The organism is Streptomyces sp. NPDC087440 (assembly GCF_044744005.1).
Classification (GTDB): domain Bacteria; phylum Actinomycetota; class Actinomycetes; order Streptomycetales; family Streptomycetaceae; genus Streptomyces.
In genome coordinates this window covers 697,666-714,186 of sequence record NZ_JBIUXN010000002.1, presented here as the reverse complement: position 1 = coordinate 714,186, position 16,521 = coordinate 697,666, and the positions used below count along the sequence as shown (strand labels likewise).

15 protein-coding genes are annotated in these 16,521 nt (G+C 72.4%); 4 read left to right on the top strand and 11 right to left on the bottom strand.

Features of this window, described 5'->3' with window-relative positions:
• The first annotated feature begins 107 nt into the window (after positions 1 to 107).
• Positions 108 to 902, top strand: a complete 795-nt coding sequence (locus ACIO3O_RS08000) for a carbon-nitrogen family hydrolase (protein WP_401743277.1) — start codon at positions 108 to 110, stop codon at positions 900 to 902.
• Between the two features lie 423 nt (positions 903 to 1,325).
• A complete protein-coding gene (locus tag ACIO3O_RS07995) occupies positions 1,326 to 1,601 on the top strand; it encodes a hypothetical protein (protein ID WP_401743274.1) in 276 nt (91 codons plus the stop codon).
• A 257-nt stretch (positions 1,602 to 1,858) separates the two neighbouring features.
• Here the strand turns inward: ACIO3O_RS07995 and ACIO3O_RS07990 are convergent, their stop codons facing one another.
• The 5 genes from ACIO3O_RS07990 to ACIO3O_RS07970 all read right to left on the bottom strand — a co-directional run bounded on the left by ACIO3O_RS07990 (position 1,859) and on the right by ACIO3O_RS07970 (position 5,139).
• The gene (locus tag ACIO3O_RS07990) at positions 1,859 to 2,353 is read right to left on the bottom strand and encodes an LURP-one-related/scramblase family protein (protein WP_401743273.1); all 495 of its coding nucleotides are present in this window, start codon (positions 2,351 to 2,353) and stop codon (positions 1,859 to 1,861) included.
• A 31-nt stretch (positions 2,354 to 2,384) separates the two neighbouring features.
• Positions 2,385 to 2,879 carry a GNAT family N-acetyltransferase gene (locus ACIO3O_RS07985; protein ID WP_401743270.1) on the bottom strand — a complete coding sequence of 165 codons (495 nt, stop codon included), beginning with the start codon at positions 2,877 to 2,879 and terminating at the stop codon, positions 2,385 to 2,387.
• 112 nt (positions 2,880 to 2,991) lie between these two features.
• Positions 2,992 to 3,480 carry a GNAT family N-acetyltransferase gene (locus tag ACIO3O_RS07980; protein ID WP_401743267.1) on the bottom strand — a complete coding sequence of 163 codons (489 nt, stop codon included), beginning with the start codon at positions 3,478 to 3,480 and terminating at the stop codon, positions 2,992 to 2,994.
• Positions 3,481 to 3,618: 138 nt separating this feature from the next.
• Entirely contained in the window at positions 3,619 to 4,503 is an 885-nt protein-coding gene (locus ACIO3O_RS07975) for a DUF4097 family beta strand repeat-containing protein (RefSeq protein ID WP_401743265.1), read from the bottom strand.
• Positions 4,504 to 4,605: 102 nt separating this feature from the next.
• Positions 4,606 to 5,139, bottom strand: a complete 534-nt coding sequence (locus ACIO3O_RS07970; protein ID WP_401743262.1) for a toxin-antitoxin system HicB family antitoxin — start codon at positions 5,137 to 5,139, stop codon at positions 4,606 to 4,608.
• A 135-nt stretch (positions 5,140 to 5,274) separates the two neighbouring features.
• Here ACIO3O_RS07970 and ACIO3O_RS07965 point away from each other — a divergent pair, with 135 nt between their 5' ends.
• Entirely contained in the window at positions 5,275 to 7,080 is a 1,806-nt protein-coding gene (locus ACIO3O_RS07965; RefSeq protein ID WP_401743260.1) for an NHL domain-containing thioredoxin family protein, read from the top strand.
• 59 nt (positions 7,081 to 7,139) lie between these two features.
• On the opposite strand, the gene ACIO3O_RS07960 is transcribed toward ACIO3O_RS07965, so the two are convergent.
• The 6 genes from ACIO3O_RS07960 to ACIO3O_RS07935 all read right to left on the bottom strand — a co-directional run bounded on the left by ACIO3O_RS07960 (position 7,140) and on the right by ACIO3O_RS07935 (position 15,858).
• Positions 7,140 to 7,763 carry a DUF4232 domain-containing protein gene (locus ACIO3O_RS07960; RefSeq protein WP_401743258.1) on the bottom strand — a complete coding sequence of 208 codons (624 nt, stop codon included), beginning with the start codon at positions 7,761 to 7,763 and terminating at the stop codon, positions 7,140 to 7,142.
• A 220-nt stretch (positions 7,764 to 7,983) separates the two neighbouring features.
• A complete protein-coding gene (locus ACIO3O_RS07955; protein ID WP_401743255.1) occupies positions 7,984 to 11,106 on the bottom strand; it encodes an AfsR/SARP family transcriptional regulator in 3,123 nt (1,040 codons plus the stop codon).
• Between the two features lie 157 nt (positions 11,107 to 11,263).
• Positions 11,264 to 11,491, bottom strand: coding sequence for a DUF6458 family protein (locus ACIO3O_RS07950; protein WP_401743252.1), 228 nt, complete (start codon positions 11,489 to 11,491; stop codon positions 11,264 to 11,266).
• 165 nt (positions 11,492 to 11,656) lie between these two features.
• Complete coding sequence (locus ACIO3O_RS07945) at positions 11,657 to 12,961, bottom strand: M18 family aminopeptidase (protein WP_401743250.1); 1,305 nt, start codon at positions 12,959 to 12,961, stop codon at positions 11,657 to 11,659.
• 253 nt (positions 12,962 to 13,214) lie between these two features.
• Positions 13,215 to 13,931: a hypothetical protein gene (locus ACIO3O_RS07940; protein ID WP_401743247.1), complete on the bottom strand. Its 717-nt coding sequence runs from the start codon at positions 13,929 to 13,931 to the stop codon at positions 13,215 to 13,217.
• A gap of 100 nt (positions 13,932 to 14,031) precedes the next feature.
• Positions 14,032 to 15,858, bottom strand: coding sequence for an acyl-CoA dehydrogenase (locus ACIO3O_RS07935; RefSeq protein ID WP_401743244.1), 1,827 nt, complete (start codon positions 15,856 to 15,858; stop codon positions 14,032 to 14,034).
• 132 nt (positions 15,859 to 15,990) lie between these two features.
• Here ACIO3O_RS07935 and ACIO3O_RS07930 point away from each other — a divergent pair, with 132 nt between their 5' ends.
• Entirely contained in the window at positions 15,991 to 16,491 is a 501-nt protein-coding gene (locus tag ACIO3O_RS07930; RefSeq protein ID WP_189822434.1) for an SseB family protein, read from the top strand.
• Positions 16,492 to 16,521: the final 30 nt, after the last annotated feature.

The following is a 16,521-nucleotide window of genomic DNA, read 5'->3' as shown; positions in this document are numbered from 1 at the left end:
TGGCGGACTTGGACGCTAAGTTACGCTGCCCGGAGGCACCCCGGCAGTGCTTTCGTGTGACGATCGTAGGCCCGTGTTGACGGCTCGAATGCCAGGACGGTGGTAGTGTGCGCGCCTCTCTGCTCCAGATCGACGTAAACGATGAGGAATCGGTCAATTCCCGCCGGGAGAGGGTCGCTTCACTGGTGAGGGCGCAGCAGGATAGCGACCTCGTGGTGCTTCCCGAACTCTGGCCGACGGGTGCGTGGGCCTACGAGGGCTTCGCCGAGGAGGCGGAGCCGCTGGAGGGGCCGACGTACGAGGTGATGGCGAAGGCCGCGCGGGACACCGGGGTCTGGCTGCACGCGGGGTCCTTCGTGGAGCGCGACCCGGACGGACCCCTCTTCAACACCTCCCTCGTCTTCTCCCCCGAGGGTGAACTCGCCGCCGTCTATCGGAAGATCCACCGCTTCGGCTTCGACGAGGGCGAGGCGGCGCTGATGGCCGCGGGCGGCGAGCTCGTGTCCGTCACCGCGCGCGATCTGCGCCTGGGGCTGGCAACCTGTTACGACCTGCGCTTCCCCGAGCTGTTCCGGGGGCTCGTCGACGCCGGGGCCACGGCCTTCGTGATCCCCGCCGGATGGCCCGCCAAGCGGCGCGGGCACTGGACGCTGCTGGCCAGGGCCCGTGCCGTGGAGAACCAGGCGTACGTCCTGGCCTGTGGCACCGCAGGGACGCACGGCGGCGTCGAGCAGGCCGGGCACAGCATCGTGGTCGACCCGTGGGGCGAGGTGCTGGCCGAGGCGGGACCCGGTGAAGAGGTCCTCGTCGTGGAGCTGGAGCCCGGGCGTCCCGAGGCCACCAGGCAGCAGTTCCCGGCACTGAAGGACCGGCTCCTGGGGCTTGCCACACCCCGCCGCTGAGGCGCCCGACGGCCCCAGCGGTTGTCGATCTCCTTGCCCTTGGGCACGCCCACGCCCTGGCCGTCGACCGGTACACCCGCCGGAGGGCCGAACGGCGGGAAGGTGCCGCCGCGCAGCACGGCCGAGTCCGGGGCGGCGGCGGCCCGCAGCGCGGCCTTCTCCTTCTCGGGCGCCTTGCGGATGACTGCCGCGTGCCCGATCGTGATGTCCGCGGTCTCGGGGCCCAGGATGCTGATGTGCACCGCGTTGGCGTAACCGCTGGTGGCGTCCGCGTCGTAGGTGTACTGCTTGTCCGCGTCGAGCGTCGGGTTGCCCTTGACGTCGGTGGTGACCTGCTCGTTGGTGGTGGCCAGGGCGAAGACCGGCTTGCTGTAGTCGGTCGGGAGGCGCCCCCCGTAGTTCACCTCCCACAGCTTGGGGACGGTGACCGCCTTCTCGCCCGCGACGGAGAAGTACGCGCGCGAGGCGCTGCCGGAGAAGTCCACGGGCTTGCCCGGCAGGGCCGTCGCCGTTGCCGAGACGCCTTCCGCGTGGACGCCGACCGGGGGCAACTGGGTGCCGCCGGCGGGGCTGCCGAGGTACGGGACGCCGATGTCGATGGAGATCGCGCCCGCCTCGGCGAACACGGCGCCCTGGCCGGGCAGGGCGGGGTGGTGGGAGCCGAGGACCAGGGCGTCGGACACCCCGCCGAGGCCCTGAACCCGGGCGACCAGGCGTGGGCCTGCGTCCCGTCCCCGGTCTCCACCGCCTCGCCCCAGTCACCGCTCGCGGGCTCGTGCCCGCCCGCGACCGGTGCCGGGGCCCGAGGTGCGCCATGGGGACACAGGTGCCCAATTCCTTCCGAACGGACGGCAGGTCGACATTTCGGCCGCTGTCCGCAAGGGCATCACCACGGCGAGTGGCGCGCATTCGGTGGATGACCGTTCGGATCAGGGCGTCCCCGGGTGCTTCTCGGCTCAGTCCCCTTCCCGCTCCTTCTCCGCCATCCGGATCACGCACACGGCGACGGCGATGAGCAGCGGCGCGTCCGCGTCCTCGCGCACGACGTTGACCGCGTACGTCTCGCGCATCCGGAACCACTTCCGTGAGATGTGGGCCAGCAGCTCTCCGTCGTACTCCACGGCGAACTCGCGGTCGAGCACGCGCCCGCTGACGTCCAGCTCGGTGCCCTCGTTCAGCGTGACCCGGTAGTGGTTGCGGATCAGCGACAGCCGCTTCTTGCGCACGGTCGCGAGGGTCTCCCCGTCCCGCTCCAGGGTCATGGCGTCCCGCCAGCTGAGCATCTTCTCCTTGAGCGTGATCAGCACCCGGCCGCTCGGGTCCTTGATCTCCAGGGTGTCGCGCAGCCGGAGCGCCTTGCCGTCGACGAGGAAGGCGTGCCGCCCGTGCTCGTCCTCGATCCAGTAGTCGTCACCGATGGCGAACAGCTTGTCGCGTACGAGGAATTTCATGCCATGACGGATACCCGGCCCGGTGTCGCTCTCACGCGTCGGGAGCGAGGTGGCGGGTGTAGGCGCGGGCGGGCCGGCCGGAGAGGGTGGTGGTGCCGGTGAGGGTGAAGCCGGTGCGGGTCAGGACGTGGTGGGAAGCGGTGTTGTCCAGGGTGGTCGCCGCCGTGAGGGTGTGCAGGCCGTAGCGGGTGGCGGCGAGGGCACAGAGGTCGCGGACGGCGGCGGTGGCCAGGCCGCGGCCGGTGGCCTTCTCGGCGAGGCGGTAGCCGACGTCGGCGGTGCCGTCGCAGAGGTCGACGAGGTTGAAGCGGCCGAGGATCTCACCGGTCGTCTCGTCCACGAGGAGGTGGAAGGCGAGCGTGCCGGTGGCCTGTTCGTCGAGGAGGGCCTGGTGGCGGGCCTCGAACTCGGCGAAGTAGTCATCGCCGCGGTCGGGGACGGCGGCGGCGAAGAACGCGCGGTTCTCACGCTCGAAGGAGAGGAGGGCCGGGGCGTGGTCGGCGCGCAGGGGCTGGAGTGCGGGCATGGGGGCAGCGTAGGCGGTGGAGCGGACTTCAACTCGCCCTTTTCCGGGACGGGTTCGAGGTGGTCCGTCATGTTTCACGTGAAACATGACGGACCGTGTTTCACGTGAAACGTCAGGGGGTGCGGAAGGCGGTCAGGCCGGGTTCCAGCTCCAGGCCGGTCCAGGGGATGAGCCCCGCCTTCTCCAGGACGCGCAGGGAGGCGGGGTTGTCCAGCGACACCTTCGCGAAGACCACCTCGGTGCCCGGCATGGTGAGCGCGTGCACGATCATCGCGCGGGCCGCCTCGGAGGCGTACCCCTTGCCCTGGTGGGACGGTGCGACGCCGTAGCCGAACTCGACTGCGCCGTCGGGCTGCGGAGTGAACAGGCCTATCGCGCCGACGACCTGGCCGCTCGCGTGCTCGATGATCTGCCGGTGTCCGTACGCGCCGTACCAGCCGGGGTGCTTCTCGAAGAGCCCCGCGAGGGCCTTGTCTCCTTCGGCGGGGAAGTCCTCCGCCCAGTGCGGGAGGCGCTTCCCGGTGATCACCGCGTCGATCTCCTCGGGGGTCCAGGCATGGAGGACGAGTCGCTCGGTGGTCAGGTCGGGGATGACGGACAAGGTGACTCCTGGGCTGGTCCGGTACGGAGAGCGGCCCGATGCGGGGCCGACCGAACCCTCGCAGGCCCGAGCGTGCCGGACAAGAGGTTTCCGGGGACGCGTGCGGCCCTGCCGTGGACTCCCCGCCCCGGGCGCGGCCTACGCGGGTGCGCGGCGGATCGTGATGCTGCCCATCGTCGTGTACGCCCGGACCTCGACGGTCTCTTCGGCGTCGCCGGGGCCCGTCGAGTCCTCCAGGTCCGTGTAGACCCTGCCCGTCGTCGACGTGACGTCCAGCCAGGCCGCCGAGCCCTTGCGGATGCCGATCTCGATGTTGCCCGCCGAGGTTTCGACGGTGGTCTTGGCGCGGACGACCTCGTCGATGCGGACGCTTCCGTTGGCGGTGCGCGAGGTGACGGAGGAGTGGGCGCGGCCGACCACGACCTGGCCGTTGGCGATGCGCAGGGTGAGGTTGCCCGTGACGTCGTCGATGCGGGTGCTGCCGTTGGAGTTCTTGACGTCGCAGGCGCCGCCGATCCGCTGGGCGCGGATCTCGCCGGAACCAGTGGTCAGGTCGGCGTCCCCCTCGACGTGCTCGACGGTGACGGAGCCGTGCGAGGTGGTGAGGGCGGCGGAGACCGCGTGGGCGAGGCGCAGATCGCCGACCGAGGTCTTGATCCGCACCTCGGCGAGAGTGCCCCGGCAGTCGAAGTCGCCGACCGCGGACCTGCCGTCGAGGCGGGAGCCCGTCGGCAGTTCGACGTCCACGGCGATCGAGGGCGACTTGCCGAACAGGCTGCGGGTCTTGGGGGCGCGGACCCGCAGACAGCCGTCCGCGCACTCCACCCGGGTCTGCGTGGCGGCCTTCACGTCGCCGGAGTTGGCGCTGTCGCTCGGCCGCACGGTCACCACGGTGTCGGTCCGGTCGGACGCGGTGATCCGGACCGTGCCCACCTCGATGTGCACGGTGGCGGCCACCGGTGCGGCGGTGTCGAAGCGATGGGCGTACGGGTGCGGCTGGTCGGTGGCGCCGGCCTTCGGCATGGCAGTTCCGTCCCTGGTGGCGGTGGCGGTGGCGGTGGCGGTGGCGGTGGCGGTACGTCGGGCGAGTGCGCTGACGCGTTCCCGGGCAGCGCCGAAGGGCCCCTAGCGGACCCACCCCGTGAAGCTCTGCCTCCCGCGGCCCGTGCCCGGGTCCTGGGGGCTCCGGGCGGCGGCCGGGCCGGGATCGACGGCCGCGCCCACGGCCCGTACCAGCCAGGCGTTGAGCGACAGGCCCTCCCGGGTCGCCGCCTCCTCGGCCCTGGTCTTGAGGTGCGTGGGCAGCCGGAGGTTGATCCGGGCGGTGCCGCCGTCGTCGGTGTCCGGGGGCAGCGGAGGGGCCACGGACGTGGCGGGAGCGGTCTGCTCGGGCTGCCAGCCGAAGTCCGGCCCGCCCGGCGCCGGGGTCACCACGAACGACGGGTCGAGCCCCCGCAGCCGTACGTCCACCGAGCCGGGGGCCAGCTCGCGGGTCACCTCGCCCATGGCGTCCGACAGCACGTTCAGCAGGGCGAGGCGCGCGGCCGACTCCAGCGGTGCGGTGAGCCGTTCGGCGAGGACACGGGCGTCCTCGCCCCCGGCCTCGGCGGCCACCGCGAGCTCACGGCGGAGGGTGTCGACGTACGGGGAGAGATCCATGACGCCATGATGGCTTCACGTTGGTGCCACAGCAAGGCTGGACCTGGCTCAGCGGACGCTCGCCGGGGTCGGCGGCAGCGGGCGCCTTCACGACACCGTGACCGCGCGTTCGTACGGCGGTGGCACCCTTGTCCCATGACTGCCGCTGATGCCGCCGCGACCCCCGCCCCCCACCGTGCCCGTGCCCGCGTACGCGCCCCCGAGCTCGTCGGCAAGGGCGGCTGGCTGAACACGGGCGGCAAGGAACTCACCCTCGCCGACCTGCGGGGACGCATCGTCATCCTCGACTTCTGGACCTTCTGCTGCATCAACTGCCTGCACGTCCTGGACGAACTGCGCGAGCTGGAGCAGCGGCACGGCGACACCACGGTCATCCTCGGTGTGCACTCGCCGAAGTTCGTCCACGAGGCCGAGCACCAGGCCGTCGTCGACGCCACCGAGCGCTACCAGGTCCACCACCCCGTCCTCGACGACCCCGAGCTGGCCACCTGGAAGCAGTACGCCGTCCGCGCCTGGCCGACGCTCGTCGTCATCGACCCCGAGGGCTACGTCGTCGCCCAGCACGCGGGTGAGGGCCACGCCCACGCCATCGAGCGCCTGGTCACCGAGCTGGAGGCCGAGCACGAGGCCAAGGGCACGCTGCGCCGCGGCGACGGCCCGTACGTCGAGCCCGAGCCCGTCGCCACCGACCTCCGCTTCCCCGGCAAGGCCCTCCTGCTCCCCGACAGCGGCCATCTGCTCGTCTCGGACACCACCCGTAACCAGCTCGTGGAGCTCGCCCCCGACGGCGAGACGGTACTGCGGCGCATCGACGGCGGCTTCAACGAGCCGCAGGGCCTGGCCCTCCTCCCCGACGGACGCGTGATCGTCGCCGACACGGTCAACCACCGGCTCACGGCGTACGACGCGAAGACCGGCGAGGTCACCGTCGTCGCGGGCACCGGCAAGCAGTGGTGGCAGGGCGAGCCCACCAGCGGCCCCGCCCTCGACGTCTCCCTCTCCTCCCCCTGGGACGTCGCCTGGTGGCGCGGCGAGGTGTGGATCGCCATGGCGGGCGTGCACCAGCTGTGGGCGTACGACCCCGAGGCGGGCACCGTCCGCGTCGCGGCCGGGACCACGAACGAGGGCCTGGTGGACGGCCCGGTCACCGAGGCCTGGTTCGCCCAGCCCTCCGGTCTCGCCGCCACCGAGGACCGGCTGTGGGTCGCCGACTCCGAGACCTCCGCCCTGCGCTGGGTGGACACGGACGACGTCGTGCACACCGCCGTCGGCACCGGCCTCTTCGACTTCGGCCACCGCGACGGCGACGCCGGACAGGCGCTGCTCCAGCACCCGTTGGGCGTCACCGCGCTGCCCGACGGCTCGGTCGCGCTCAGCGACACGTACAACCACGCGCTGCGCCGCTACGAGCCCGCGACCGGCCAGGTCACCACGCTCGCCACGGACCTGCGCGAGCCGAGCGACGCCGTGCTGGTCGGGGACGACATCGTGGTCGTGGAGTCCGCACGCCACCGGCTGACCCGGCTGCGGCTGCCCGACGAGGCGGTACGGGTGGAGGCCGTGGCGCACCGCACGCAGCGGGCCGCGACCGAAGTCGCCCCGGGCGCGCTGCGGTTGGACGTGGTCTTCCAGGCGCCCGGCGGCCAGAAGCTGGACACCCGCTACGGTCCCTCGACCCGGCTGCTGGTCTCGGCGACCCCGCCGGAGCTGATCGCCGCGGGCGAGGGCACGGGCACCGACCTGACACGCGAGATCCGGCTGAACCCGGACGTCACGGAGGGCGTGCTGCACGTCTCCGCGATGGCCGCCTCCTGCGACGACGACCCGGCGAACGAGTACCCGGCCTGCCACGTCCACCAGCAGGACTGGGGTGTGCCGGTGCGGATCGCGGAGGGCGGGGAGTCCCGTCTCGCGCTGGTGCTGGCGGGGATGGACGCGTAGGCACTCCCGGGTGAGGGGGATCCGGGAGCCGTCAGTGCCCCCGGGGGACCCGGTGGCCGTCAGCGCCTCGGTACCGTCGTGAATCCCCCCACCTCCGCCTGGTCCGGGCACAGCACCAGCCGTGCCCGGCCCTTGCCGCCGGGTCCGCCGATCGACGCGGAGCGCGACACGGGGCCTTCGGTCAGGGCGACCGTCGCGGTGCCGTCGGCGGCGGGCCCGCACTCGTTGCGGTGGCGGCGGCCCTTGGGCCGGACGACGGTGTAGTACAGCGGCGCGGCCGCCTCCCCGCCGGGCTTCAGCACCACGCGCGAGGAGCGCGGCTCCGGGCGGTTCACGACGATCGTCGCGCCGCTCGGGGCGATCCTGACGTGTACGTACGGTGCCCGGTCCAGCAGGCAGGGCCGGGCACCGGTGGCGGTGACGACCACCTTCGCGACCCGGAAGCCCGCCCGGTCGCCCCGGCGCGACGGCGGCACCTCCACCCGGAACGCCACTCCGTCCGTGGTGCAGTCGTCGAGCCCCTCCACGGATGCCGGACCGGCGGACCCCGGAGCCGCCTTGGCCACCCGGTGCGGCGGTGTTTCACGTGAAACATCGGTGCACCCGGCGAGCCCCAGGACCATCGCCGCGACCGCCCCCAGACACGCTCGGACCCGGGTACGGCGGTCGTCGCGTCGGCGCATCGTGCAGGTCCCCCCGGGGCTGGCGAGCGGGGGTGGAGTCCCGGCGGCCCGCGCGTGCGGCCGGGCCGTCCGCCGCGTCGAAGTGCCGCGTCCCCTCGGCACGAGCCTGACGGCAGTCGTTATCGCGCCGCTAACGTTCCGCTGTCGTACCTCGCAGGTGACGGAGAAGGCTCCGCTGACCTGCGCAAACGCGCCCGGTCGGGGCTACCGTACCTGCGTTCTACGGGTGGCTCCGGCCCGTCTCCGCCGCCAGTGCGGCTGCCGCACGCGCATACCTGACCTCGTCGGCCGCGCCCTCGGGCGAACCGTCGAAGGAGCCTTCCGAGGTGCCTTCCGCTGAGTTCCGCAGCAGGGCCAGCGCTCGGCACACGCCCTCGTGGAACCCCTCCCGCTCGGCCGCGTCCGCCGCTTCGCGCAGCACGGCGAGCCCCTCCGCCGTCCGGCCGAGCCGGATCAGCGCCTCGCCCCGGGTGGTGCGCAGCAGCAGCTTCCGGGCCTGTCCGACGCCGCCGGGCGGTCCCAGGGGCAGGCCCTCGTCGGCGTACCGCAGGGCGGCGGCCGGATCGTCGGTGCGGAGGCAGAGTTCGGCCAGCGACAGCAGGGCCAGCAGTTCCGTCTGCGCGTCCTCGGCCCGTCGGGCCAGGTCCACGGCGCGTACGCAACCGGCCAGCGCGGCGTCGTACTCGCCGCGCTGGCGCTGCGCCAGCGAGAGGTTGACCCAGCCGGTCGCCTCGTCCACCGGGTCGCCCGCCCGGGCGGCCAGCACCGGCGCCAACTCCAGGTGCGGATGGGCCTCTTCGGTGCGTTCCTCCTCCACCAGCACCCACCCCAGCAGCGCCCGCACCCGGGATTCGCCGTCCGGGTCGTCGACGGCGACGGCGGCCTCCAGCGCGGTCTGGAGCAGGGGCGTCCAGCCGTCCCGGGCGCGCCACAGGATGTACGGCCACTGGAGGATGGCGAGCCGCCACACCCGGTCGTCGAGCCCGGTCGCACGGGCCGCCGCCAGCGCCCCGGCGAGGGCCTCGCGCTCGGCCCCGTACCACTCGATGACCTCGGAGCGCCGAGTGAAGTGCGGTGTTTCCGTGGGCTTGTGCACGTTCTCGGGCAGTGCGCAGCACGGGCGGCTGCCCGGTTCGGCGACGGCGTTCGCGGCGAGCTCGGCGCACACGTAGTAGTCGAGGAGCCGGGTCAGGGCGGTCGGGTCCTCGGCGGTGCCGCGGGCGAAGAGGCGCACCAGGTCGTGCAGGGCGTATCGGCCGCCGCCGGGGCGGCCGTGCTCCTGGACGAGGTGGGCGGCGGCCAGCTGGTCGAGGGCGGCGGCGGCCTCGGTGACGGAGACGTCGGCGAGCGCGGCGGCGGCGTAGCGGTCGACGGTGGGGCCGGTGTGGGCGCCCAGGCCCCGGAATACGCGTTGGGTCAGGGCGTCCAACTGCTGGACGCTGAGCCGCAGTTCCGCCTCGACACCCCGGTCCTCGACCGCGAGGAGACCCAGACGGCTCCGCTCGTCGGCGAGTTCGTCGGCGTGCTGGGCCAGGGTGCGGTCGGGGAGGGTGGCCAGCCGGGCGGCCGTGATGCGCAGGGCGAGCGGGAGGCCGTCGCAGCGGGCGGCGAGGGTGCGGGCGGCGTCCGGTTCGGCGGCGACGCGGTCCGCGCCGAGGACGGTGGCGAGGAGGGCGACCGAGTCCGCCGCGTCGAGGACGTCGAGCGGGACGGGGCGGGCGAGGTCGCCCGCGATGAGGCCGCCGAGACGGTTCCTGCTGGTCACGAGGGTGACGCAGGCGTCGCCCGCGGGGAGCAGGGGGCGGATCTGCTCGGAACTGCGGGCGTTGTCGAGGAAGACGAGGAGCCGCGCGCCTGCGGTGAGGCGGCGGTAGAGGGCGGCGGCGGTGGCCGGGGTCTCGGGCAGGGCGCGGCGGCCGACGCCGAGGGCGAGGAGGAACTCCCTGATGACGTCGGCGGGTTCGGGGGTGGGGAGGGCGTCGAAGCCGTGCAGGTCCGCGAAGAGGAGGCCACCGGGGAAGTCGTCGCGGTGGCGGTGGGCCCAGTGCAGGGCGAGGGCGGTCTTGCCGACGCCGGGTGGGCCGGTGATGAGGGCGATCGGGGAGTCGGGGGTGGTGGCGATGCGGGTGAGGGTGGTGAGGGTGGGGGTGCGGGCGAGGAAGCCGCGGGGATGGCGGGGGAGGAGGTCGGGGGTGGTGGCCGGGCCGGCCGGGGCCTGTGGGGCGCCCTGGGGGGCCTCCTGCGGCGATACGGGGGTGGGCGGGGCCTCGTCGGGGTCGGCGGCCGGTGACGGGGGTGCCGGGTGGGCGGTCGTGGCGTCGGCGGGTGACGGGGGTGCCGGGTGGGCGGTCGTGGCGTCGGCCGGTGACGGGGTGGGCCGGGGGGTGGGGGTGCCGACCGGCGGCGAGGCCGGTCCGCCCGTGCCCGCCCGTTCCGCCCCTGGCGGAACCCGCGCCCACGGGCTGGCGGGAGTGGCAGGGGACGGGCTGGTGGGGGTTGTGGGGGCGGGGGGTGGGCCGGAAGGGGTAGTGGGGGGTGGGGTGTGGGGGCGGTGGAGGGCGGAGGGGGTGGGGGTCCAGGTTTCGGGGGTGGGAGGGTCGAGGGGGTCGCCCTGGAGGATGGCGCTGTAGGCGGTTTGGAGCGCGCGGCCGGGGTCGACGCCGAGTTCGTCGGCGAGCAGGCGGCGGGTGCGGTGGTACCAGTCGAGGGCGTCGGACTGGCGGCCCGCCCGGTAGAGGGCGAGCATCAGGGCGGCGGAAAGGGACTCGCGCATGGGGTGGGCGACGGCCTCGGTGCGCAGGACGGCGGCGGCGCGGCCGTGTTCGCCGAGTTCGCTGTAGGCGTCCGCGAGGTCTTCGACCGTGACGAGGCGGGTCTCCTCCAGGGCGTGGGCCGCGGCCAGCAGCGGTTCGGAGGAGACCGTTCCGGTGAGCGCGGGGCCGCGCCACAGCGCGAGTGCCTCGCGGAACATCAACACCGCGTCGGCGGCCTGGCGTTGGCGCCGGGCGAGCAGGACGAGTTCCTCGAAGCGGTAGGCGTCCAGCAGGGATTCCGACATCTGGAGGACGTACGCCCGCCCCTGCGTGGTGAGTTCGACGCCGTACGCCGCCGCCTCGCCGTCGGTCAGCAGCGCCCGGAGCCGTGAGACGTGGCCCTGGACGACCGTGCGCGCGTGGGCGGGCGGGGCCTCGTCCCAGATGGAGTCGATGAGCTGGTCGACGGGCACCGCCGTGTTGGGGCGGAGCAGGAGCGCGGCCAGTACGCTGCGCCGCTTGGCCGGGCCGAGGGGGAGTTCACCGGCCTCGGTCGCGACGGACACCGCTCCGAGCAACCGGAATTCCACTGGGAGCCTCCCCTGTCGCGGTAGCCGTCCCCGGGTCGGGCAGCGGACAAAGGGTCAGCCTACCGGGGGCGCCACCGCGCACTGGAGGGGTTCTTCGGGCATGGCCGGGCGCAAAACCGCCGGTCAGAGGGGGAGAAGCCGATCCCTGACGGTTCGACTACTCGTAGTGGCGGTAGCGCTCCTCGACGACTCCGCCGCCCGCGGGCGGACCGCCGACGCCGCGACGCCGCTTCAGGACGCTGGTGAAGACCACGATCCCGACGATGCCGACCAGCATCATGATGATCCCGACCAGGTCGAGGTTGACGCTTTCGAGCTCCCAGTCCGTGGCGAAGGTCAGGATGGCCCCCACCGCGACGAGGACGATGCAGCCGCCCAGTCCCATGTCAGTTCGCCTCCGAGTGCGATTGCTTACGACCGTTCCGGGTCCGGTTGAGACCGGTTTTCGCACCGGTCTCGTTGTACGGTGCGAGTACCCGGGCCCGGAACGGCCATGCGCGCAGGCGGAGTTCGACCTTCAGCTTCGGTCGTCGACCCGCAGGCGGGGCGGTCAGCCCTCCAGGAACGCGGTCAGCGCGTTGGCGAGCAGATAGGGGTCCTCGGCCCCGCACAGCTCGCGTGCACTGTGCATGGAGAGGATCGCGACGCCGATGTCCACGGTCTGGATGCCGTGCCGGGCGGCGGTGATCGGGCCGATCGTCGTGCCGCACGGCATCGAGTTGTTCGACACGAAGGTCTGCCACGGCACCCCGGCCTTCTCGCAGGCCGCCGCGAACACCGCACGCCCCGCACCGTCGGTGGCGTACCGCTGGTTCACGTTCACCTTGAGGATGGGGCCGCCGTTGGCACGGGGGTGGTGCGTCGGGTCGTGCCGCTCCGCGTAGTTGGGGTGCACGGCGTGACCGGTGTCGGAGGACAGACAGATCGACCCGGCGAGGGCGCGCGCCTTGTCCTCGGGGGAACCGCCGCGCGCGAACACCGAGCGCTCCAGCACGTTGCCGAGCAGCGGACCGTCCGCGCCGGTGTCCGACTGCGACCCGTTCTCCTCGTGGTCGAAGGCCGCCAGTACGGGGATGTACGACAGCTTCTCGTCCCCCGTGGCGACGGCGGCCAGCGCCGCGACGCACGCGTGTACCGAGAGCAGGTTGTCCATGCGCGGACCGGCGACCAGTTCCTCGTCGCGGCCCAGGTAGGCGGGGGCCTCCACGGGGTGCGGCATCAGGTCCCAGCCCACGACGTCCTCGGGATCGAGTCCGGCCTCCTCGGCGACGTACGCGATGAGGTCGCCCTCGTGGACCTCGCCCAGGCCCCAGATGGGCTGCATGTGGCGCTGCTTGTCCAGCTTCATGCCCTCGTTGACCTGGCGGTCGAGGTGCACGGCGAGCTGCGGGACGCGCAGCAGCGGGCGGTCGATGTTGACCAGACGGTGCGAGCCGTCGCGCAGGGTGAGGCGGCCGGCGAGGCCCAGGTCGCGGTCGAGCCAGGTGTTGAGCAGGGTGCCGCCGTAGATCTCGACGGCGACCTGCCGCCAGCCCTCGTTGCCCGCGTCGGGCAGCGGCTTCACGCGGAGGTTCGGGGAGTCGGTGTGCGCGCCGACGATCCGGAAGGGGGTGTGGGGCGAGGTGCCCTCCGGGACGAACCAGGCGATGATCGCGCCGCCGCGCAGGACGTACTTGCCGCCCTGCGAACCGTCCCAGGCGTCGGTCTCGGCGACCTGGCGGAAGCCCGCCTTCTCCAGCCGCTCGGCGGCGGCGGCCACGGCGTGGTACGGGGACGGGCCTGCCGCCAGGAAGGACATCAGGTCGTCGGTGTGGCCCCGGTCGAAGCGGGGGGTGCTGCGGGCTGCGGTGCTCATACGCTCAGCGTAACCAGGGGGCCCTCCTCGCCGTGTGGCACCGTCCGGGGCTGCCCGGTGCCGGGGCGGGGCCCGTTCGCGCCGTACCCGGCGCCTCGGTTGCCTGCGGCGCTGCCCCAGCCCCGCCCCTTCACCTAAAGCGCTTGGCCGCGCGGCTTGTGGTGGGCCGGCGTATTGCGCAGTTCCCCGCGCCCCTTTAGGGGCGCGGGGAACTGCGCGAGCAACCACGACGCACCCGCACGGAGCTGACCTGCTACAACCCCGGGGGCCTCTCGAAGCGGCGGCGGAGTGGCATCCTGCGTTCTCCCCGGGGGATGCGCGGCAGCATCTGTGGCGTGCCCGGGGCGCGGGAGGCCTGGCGGCGGCGGCCTGCGCAGAACATGCACTCCTCACCGGGCGGCGCGTCGGGGTCCACCGGAGCCCCAGGGTGCAGGGAGCAACCGGAGGAGTTCCGGGGGCGCGACAGCTCCCGGGCCAGCACGAAGGCCCGGTGCAGGGTCTCGGCCAAGGCCGCGAATTCCTCCGGCTTCGATCCCGTCCCGAGCGTGAAGGCCCGCTCGTTGACCAGGGCGAACTGCTCGTTCAGCATGCCGAGCGTCGCCTGCCGCCCGTCCCGCTCCGGCAGCCGGGGCACGTCGTCCTCCGGCGTCGGCGCCCCCCGCTCGGCGAGCCTGCGCCGGTGGTTGCAGATCAGGCAGCGGCCCCATCCGTCCGGCACGGTCGGGTCCACCGCCCCGTCGGGGTGCTCCTTGCATCCGGTGACGTTGCGCGCGGGCGCGAGCTCGGTGGCGGTGCGGTACGCGCTGTAGAGGGTGTCCGCGACCGGCTCGTACTCGGCCGGGTGCGCGCCGTCGTACAGGTCCTTCACCAGGTCACTCGCGGAGCTCAGCCTGCTGTGCAGCTCCTTGAGCGCGTACGGGAGCCCCGTAGGTACCGAGTACCCCTTGCCCTGTTGTTCCTGTCCAGCCATGCCATCAAGCCTCGCACGCACCACCGACAACGGGCCGGAGATGTTTCACGTGAAACGTGAGACATCTCCGGCCCGCGCGGTCAGGAAACGGGGGCAGAGACTAGAACGCCGCCTCGTCCAGCTCCATCAGGTCGTTGTCGACCGACTCGGCCTTGGCGCGCTCGACGCCCACGCCCGGCAGGACGTTCGCGGCGAAGAACTTCGCGGCGGCGATCTTGCCGGTGTAGAACGCCTTGTCCTTGGCGGAGGCGGTGGCCAGCTTCTCCTGGGCCACGGCCGCGCCGCGCAGCAGCAGGTAGCCGACGACCACGTCGCCCGAGGCCATCAGCAGACGGGTCGTGTTGAGGCCCACCTTGTAGATGGACTTCACGTCCTGCTCGGTGCCCGCGAGGTCCGTCAGCATGGCGCCGACGATGGCCTCCAGGTCCACGGCCGCCTTGGCGAGCTGCTCGCGGGCGCCCGCCAGCTCGTCGCCGCCGGTGCCGACCGCGAGGAACTTCTTGATCTCCTCGGCGAGCTGGTTCAGCGCCGCGCCCTGGTTGCGGACGATCTTCCGGAAGAAGAAGTCCTGGCCCTGGATCGCGGTGGTGCCCTCGTACAGGGTGTCGATCTTGGCGTCGCGGATGTACTGCTCGATCGGGTACTCCTGGAGGTACCCGGAGCCGCCGAAGGTCTGGAGCGACTGGGCGAGCTGCTCGTAGGACTTCTCCGAGCCGTAGCCCTTCACGATCGGGAGGAGGAGGTCGTTGAGCGCGATCTCCGCCTTGGCGTCCTCGCCCGCCGCCTCCTTGAGCGCGATGGTGTCCTGCACGCACGCGGTGTGCAGCACGAGGGCGCGCATGCCCTCGGCGTATGCCTTCTGCGTCATGAGCGAGCGGCGCACGTCGGGGTGGTGCGTGATGGTGACCTTGGGGGCCGTCTTGTCCATGAACTGGGCCAGGTCCGGACCCTGCACACGCTCCTTGGCGTACTCCAGGGCGTTGAGGTAGCCGGTCGAGAGCGTCGCGATGGCCTTCGTGCCGACCATCATGCGGGCGAACTCGATGATCATGAACATCTGGCGGATACCGTCGTGCTTGTCGCCGATCAGCCAGCCCTTGGCGGGGTGCTGGTCGCCGAAGGTCATCTCGCACGTGTTGGAGGCCTTGAGGCCCATCTTGTGCTCGACGTTCGTGGCGTAGACGCCGTTGCGCTCGCCCAGCTCGCCGGTCTCCCAGTCGAAGTTGTACTTCGGGACCAGGAAGAGGGAGAGGCCCTTGGTGCCGGGGCCGGCACCCTCGGGGCGGGCGAGGACGTAGTGGAGGATGTTCTCCGACATGTCGTGCTCGCCGGACGTGATGAAGCGCTTCACGCCCTCGATGTGCCAGGAGCCGTCCTCCTGCTGGACCGCCTTGGTGCGGCCCGCGCCGACGTCCGAACCGGCGTCCGGCTCGGTGAGGACCATCGTGGAGCCCCACTGCTTGTCGACGGCGATCTGCGCGACCTTCTTCTGCGCCTCGTTGCCCTCCTCGAAGAGGATGCCGGCGAAGGCCGGGCCCGAGGAGTACATCCACACGGCCGGGTTGGCGCCGAGCAGCAGCTCCGCGTACGCCCAGATCAGGGAGCGCGGGGAGGTCGTGCCGCCGATCTCCTCGGGCAGGCCCAGGCGCCAGTACTCGGAGTCCATGAAGGCCTGGTAGCTCTTCTTGAAGGACGCCGGGACGGGCGCGGTGTTGGTGGCCGGGTCGAAGACCGGCGGGGTGCGGTCGGCGTCCTCGAAGGAGGCGGCCAGCTCGTTCTCGGCGAGCCTGCGCAGCTCGTCGAGGATGCTCTTGGCGGTCTCGACGTCCATCTCCGCGAACGGGCCGCTGCCGTACACCTTGTCGCGGCCGAGCACCTCGAAGAGGTTGAACTCGATGTCCCGGAGATTCGACTTGTAGTGCCCCATGGCGACGGCTCCGTATAAATCGGGGAGGCAGGATCCTCGTAACAACTACCAGCAAGTAGCTACGATGATGCTACCCGTCGGTAATAAGCCGCAACCCCGTACGGCCAGATGTGGCCTACTACTCTTTCCCGCATGTATGGCTACGAGCAGAATCCGGGCGCGCAGCAGGGCTACGCCCCGCCGGGGGGCGCCCAGCAGGGGTACGCCCCGCCGCAGCCTCCGCCGCAACAGCAGCAGGGGGGATACGGGGAGCAGCCGCTGTATCCCGAGCCGTCGCCGCCGTCGCTGGCCGACGGGGTGCGGGCGTTCACGACCGGCACGCTGTCCGCCGAGGACTTCCAGCAGATCTTCGCCTCGTCGAAGGTCTACTGCCCGCGCGGTGACGGGCCCGGGTTCCTGGCGCTGCACAACACGCAGCACCCGGTGATCCCGATGTTTACCACGCTCAAGGAGCTGCGCAGGTACGCGGGCAAGGAGTCCAAGTACTTCGTGATCACCGGCGCGGAGGTCATCGACCTGCTGCCGACCGGGTACGGCTTCGTGCTCGACATGGAGGGCGAGCACCGGATGGTGTTCGACGCGAAGGCCGTGGAGCAGATGGTCGACTTCGCGATGCGCCGGATGTACGGCTGAGAAACACCGCCGTGTGCGGCTGAGAAACAC

Excerpts from the sequence above, each read along its gene's own strand:
- ACIO3O_RS07970 (WP_401743262.1), bottom strand. The coding sequence starts at position 5,139 with ATGGATCTCTCCCCGTACGTCGACACCCTCCGCCGTGAGCTCGCGGTG.
- ACIO3O_RS07930 (WP_189822434.1), top strand. The coding sequence starts at position 15,991 with ATGTATGGCTACGAGCAGAATCCGGGCGCGCAGCAGGGCTACGCCCCG.
- ACIO3O_RS07975 (WP_401743265.1), bottom strand. The coding sequence starts at position 4,503 with ATGCCGAAGGCCGGCGCCACCGACCAGCCGCACCCGTACGCCCATCGC.
- ACIO3O_RS07945 (WP_401743250.1), bottom strand. The coding sequence starts at position 12,961 with ATGAGCACCGCAGCCCGCAGCACCCCCCGCTTCGACCGGGGCCACACC.
- ACIO3O_RS07950 (WP_401743252.1), bottom strand. The coding sequence starts at position 11,491 with ATGGGACTGGGCGGCTGCATCGTCCTCGTCGCGGTGGGGGCCATCCTG.
- ACIO3O_RS07965 (WP_401743260.1), top strand. The coding sequence starts at position 5,275 with ATGACTGCCGCTGATGCCGCCGCGACCCCCGCCCCCCACCGTGCCCGT.
- ACIO3O_RS07990 (WP_401743273.1), bottom strand. The coding sequence starts at position 2,353 with ATGAAATTCCTCGTACGCGACAAGCTGTTCGCCATCGGTGACGACTAC.
- ACIO3O_RS07960 (WP_401743258.1), bottom strand. The coding sequence starts at position 7,763 with ATGCGCCGACGCGACGACCGCCGTACCCGGGTCCGAGCGTGTCTGGGG.
- ACIO3O_RS07940 (WP_401743247.1), bottom strand. The coding sequence starts at position 13,931 with ATGGCTGGACAGGAACAACAGGGCAAGGGGTACTCGGTACCTACGGGG.
- ACIO3O_RS07985 (WP_401743270.1), bottom strand. The coding sequence starts at position 2,879 with ATGCCCGCACTCCAGCCCCTGCGCGCCGACCACGCCCCGGCCCTCCTC.
- ACIO3O_RS07935 (WP_401743244.1), bottom strand. The coding sequence starts at position 15,858 with ATGGGGCACTACAAGTCGAATCTCCGGGACATCGAGTTCAACCTCTTC.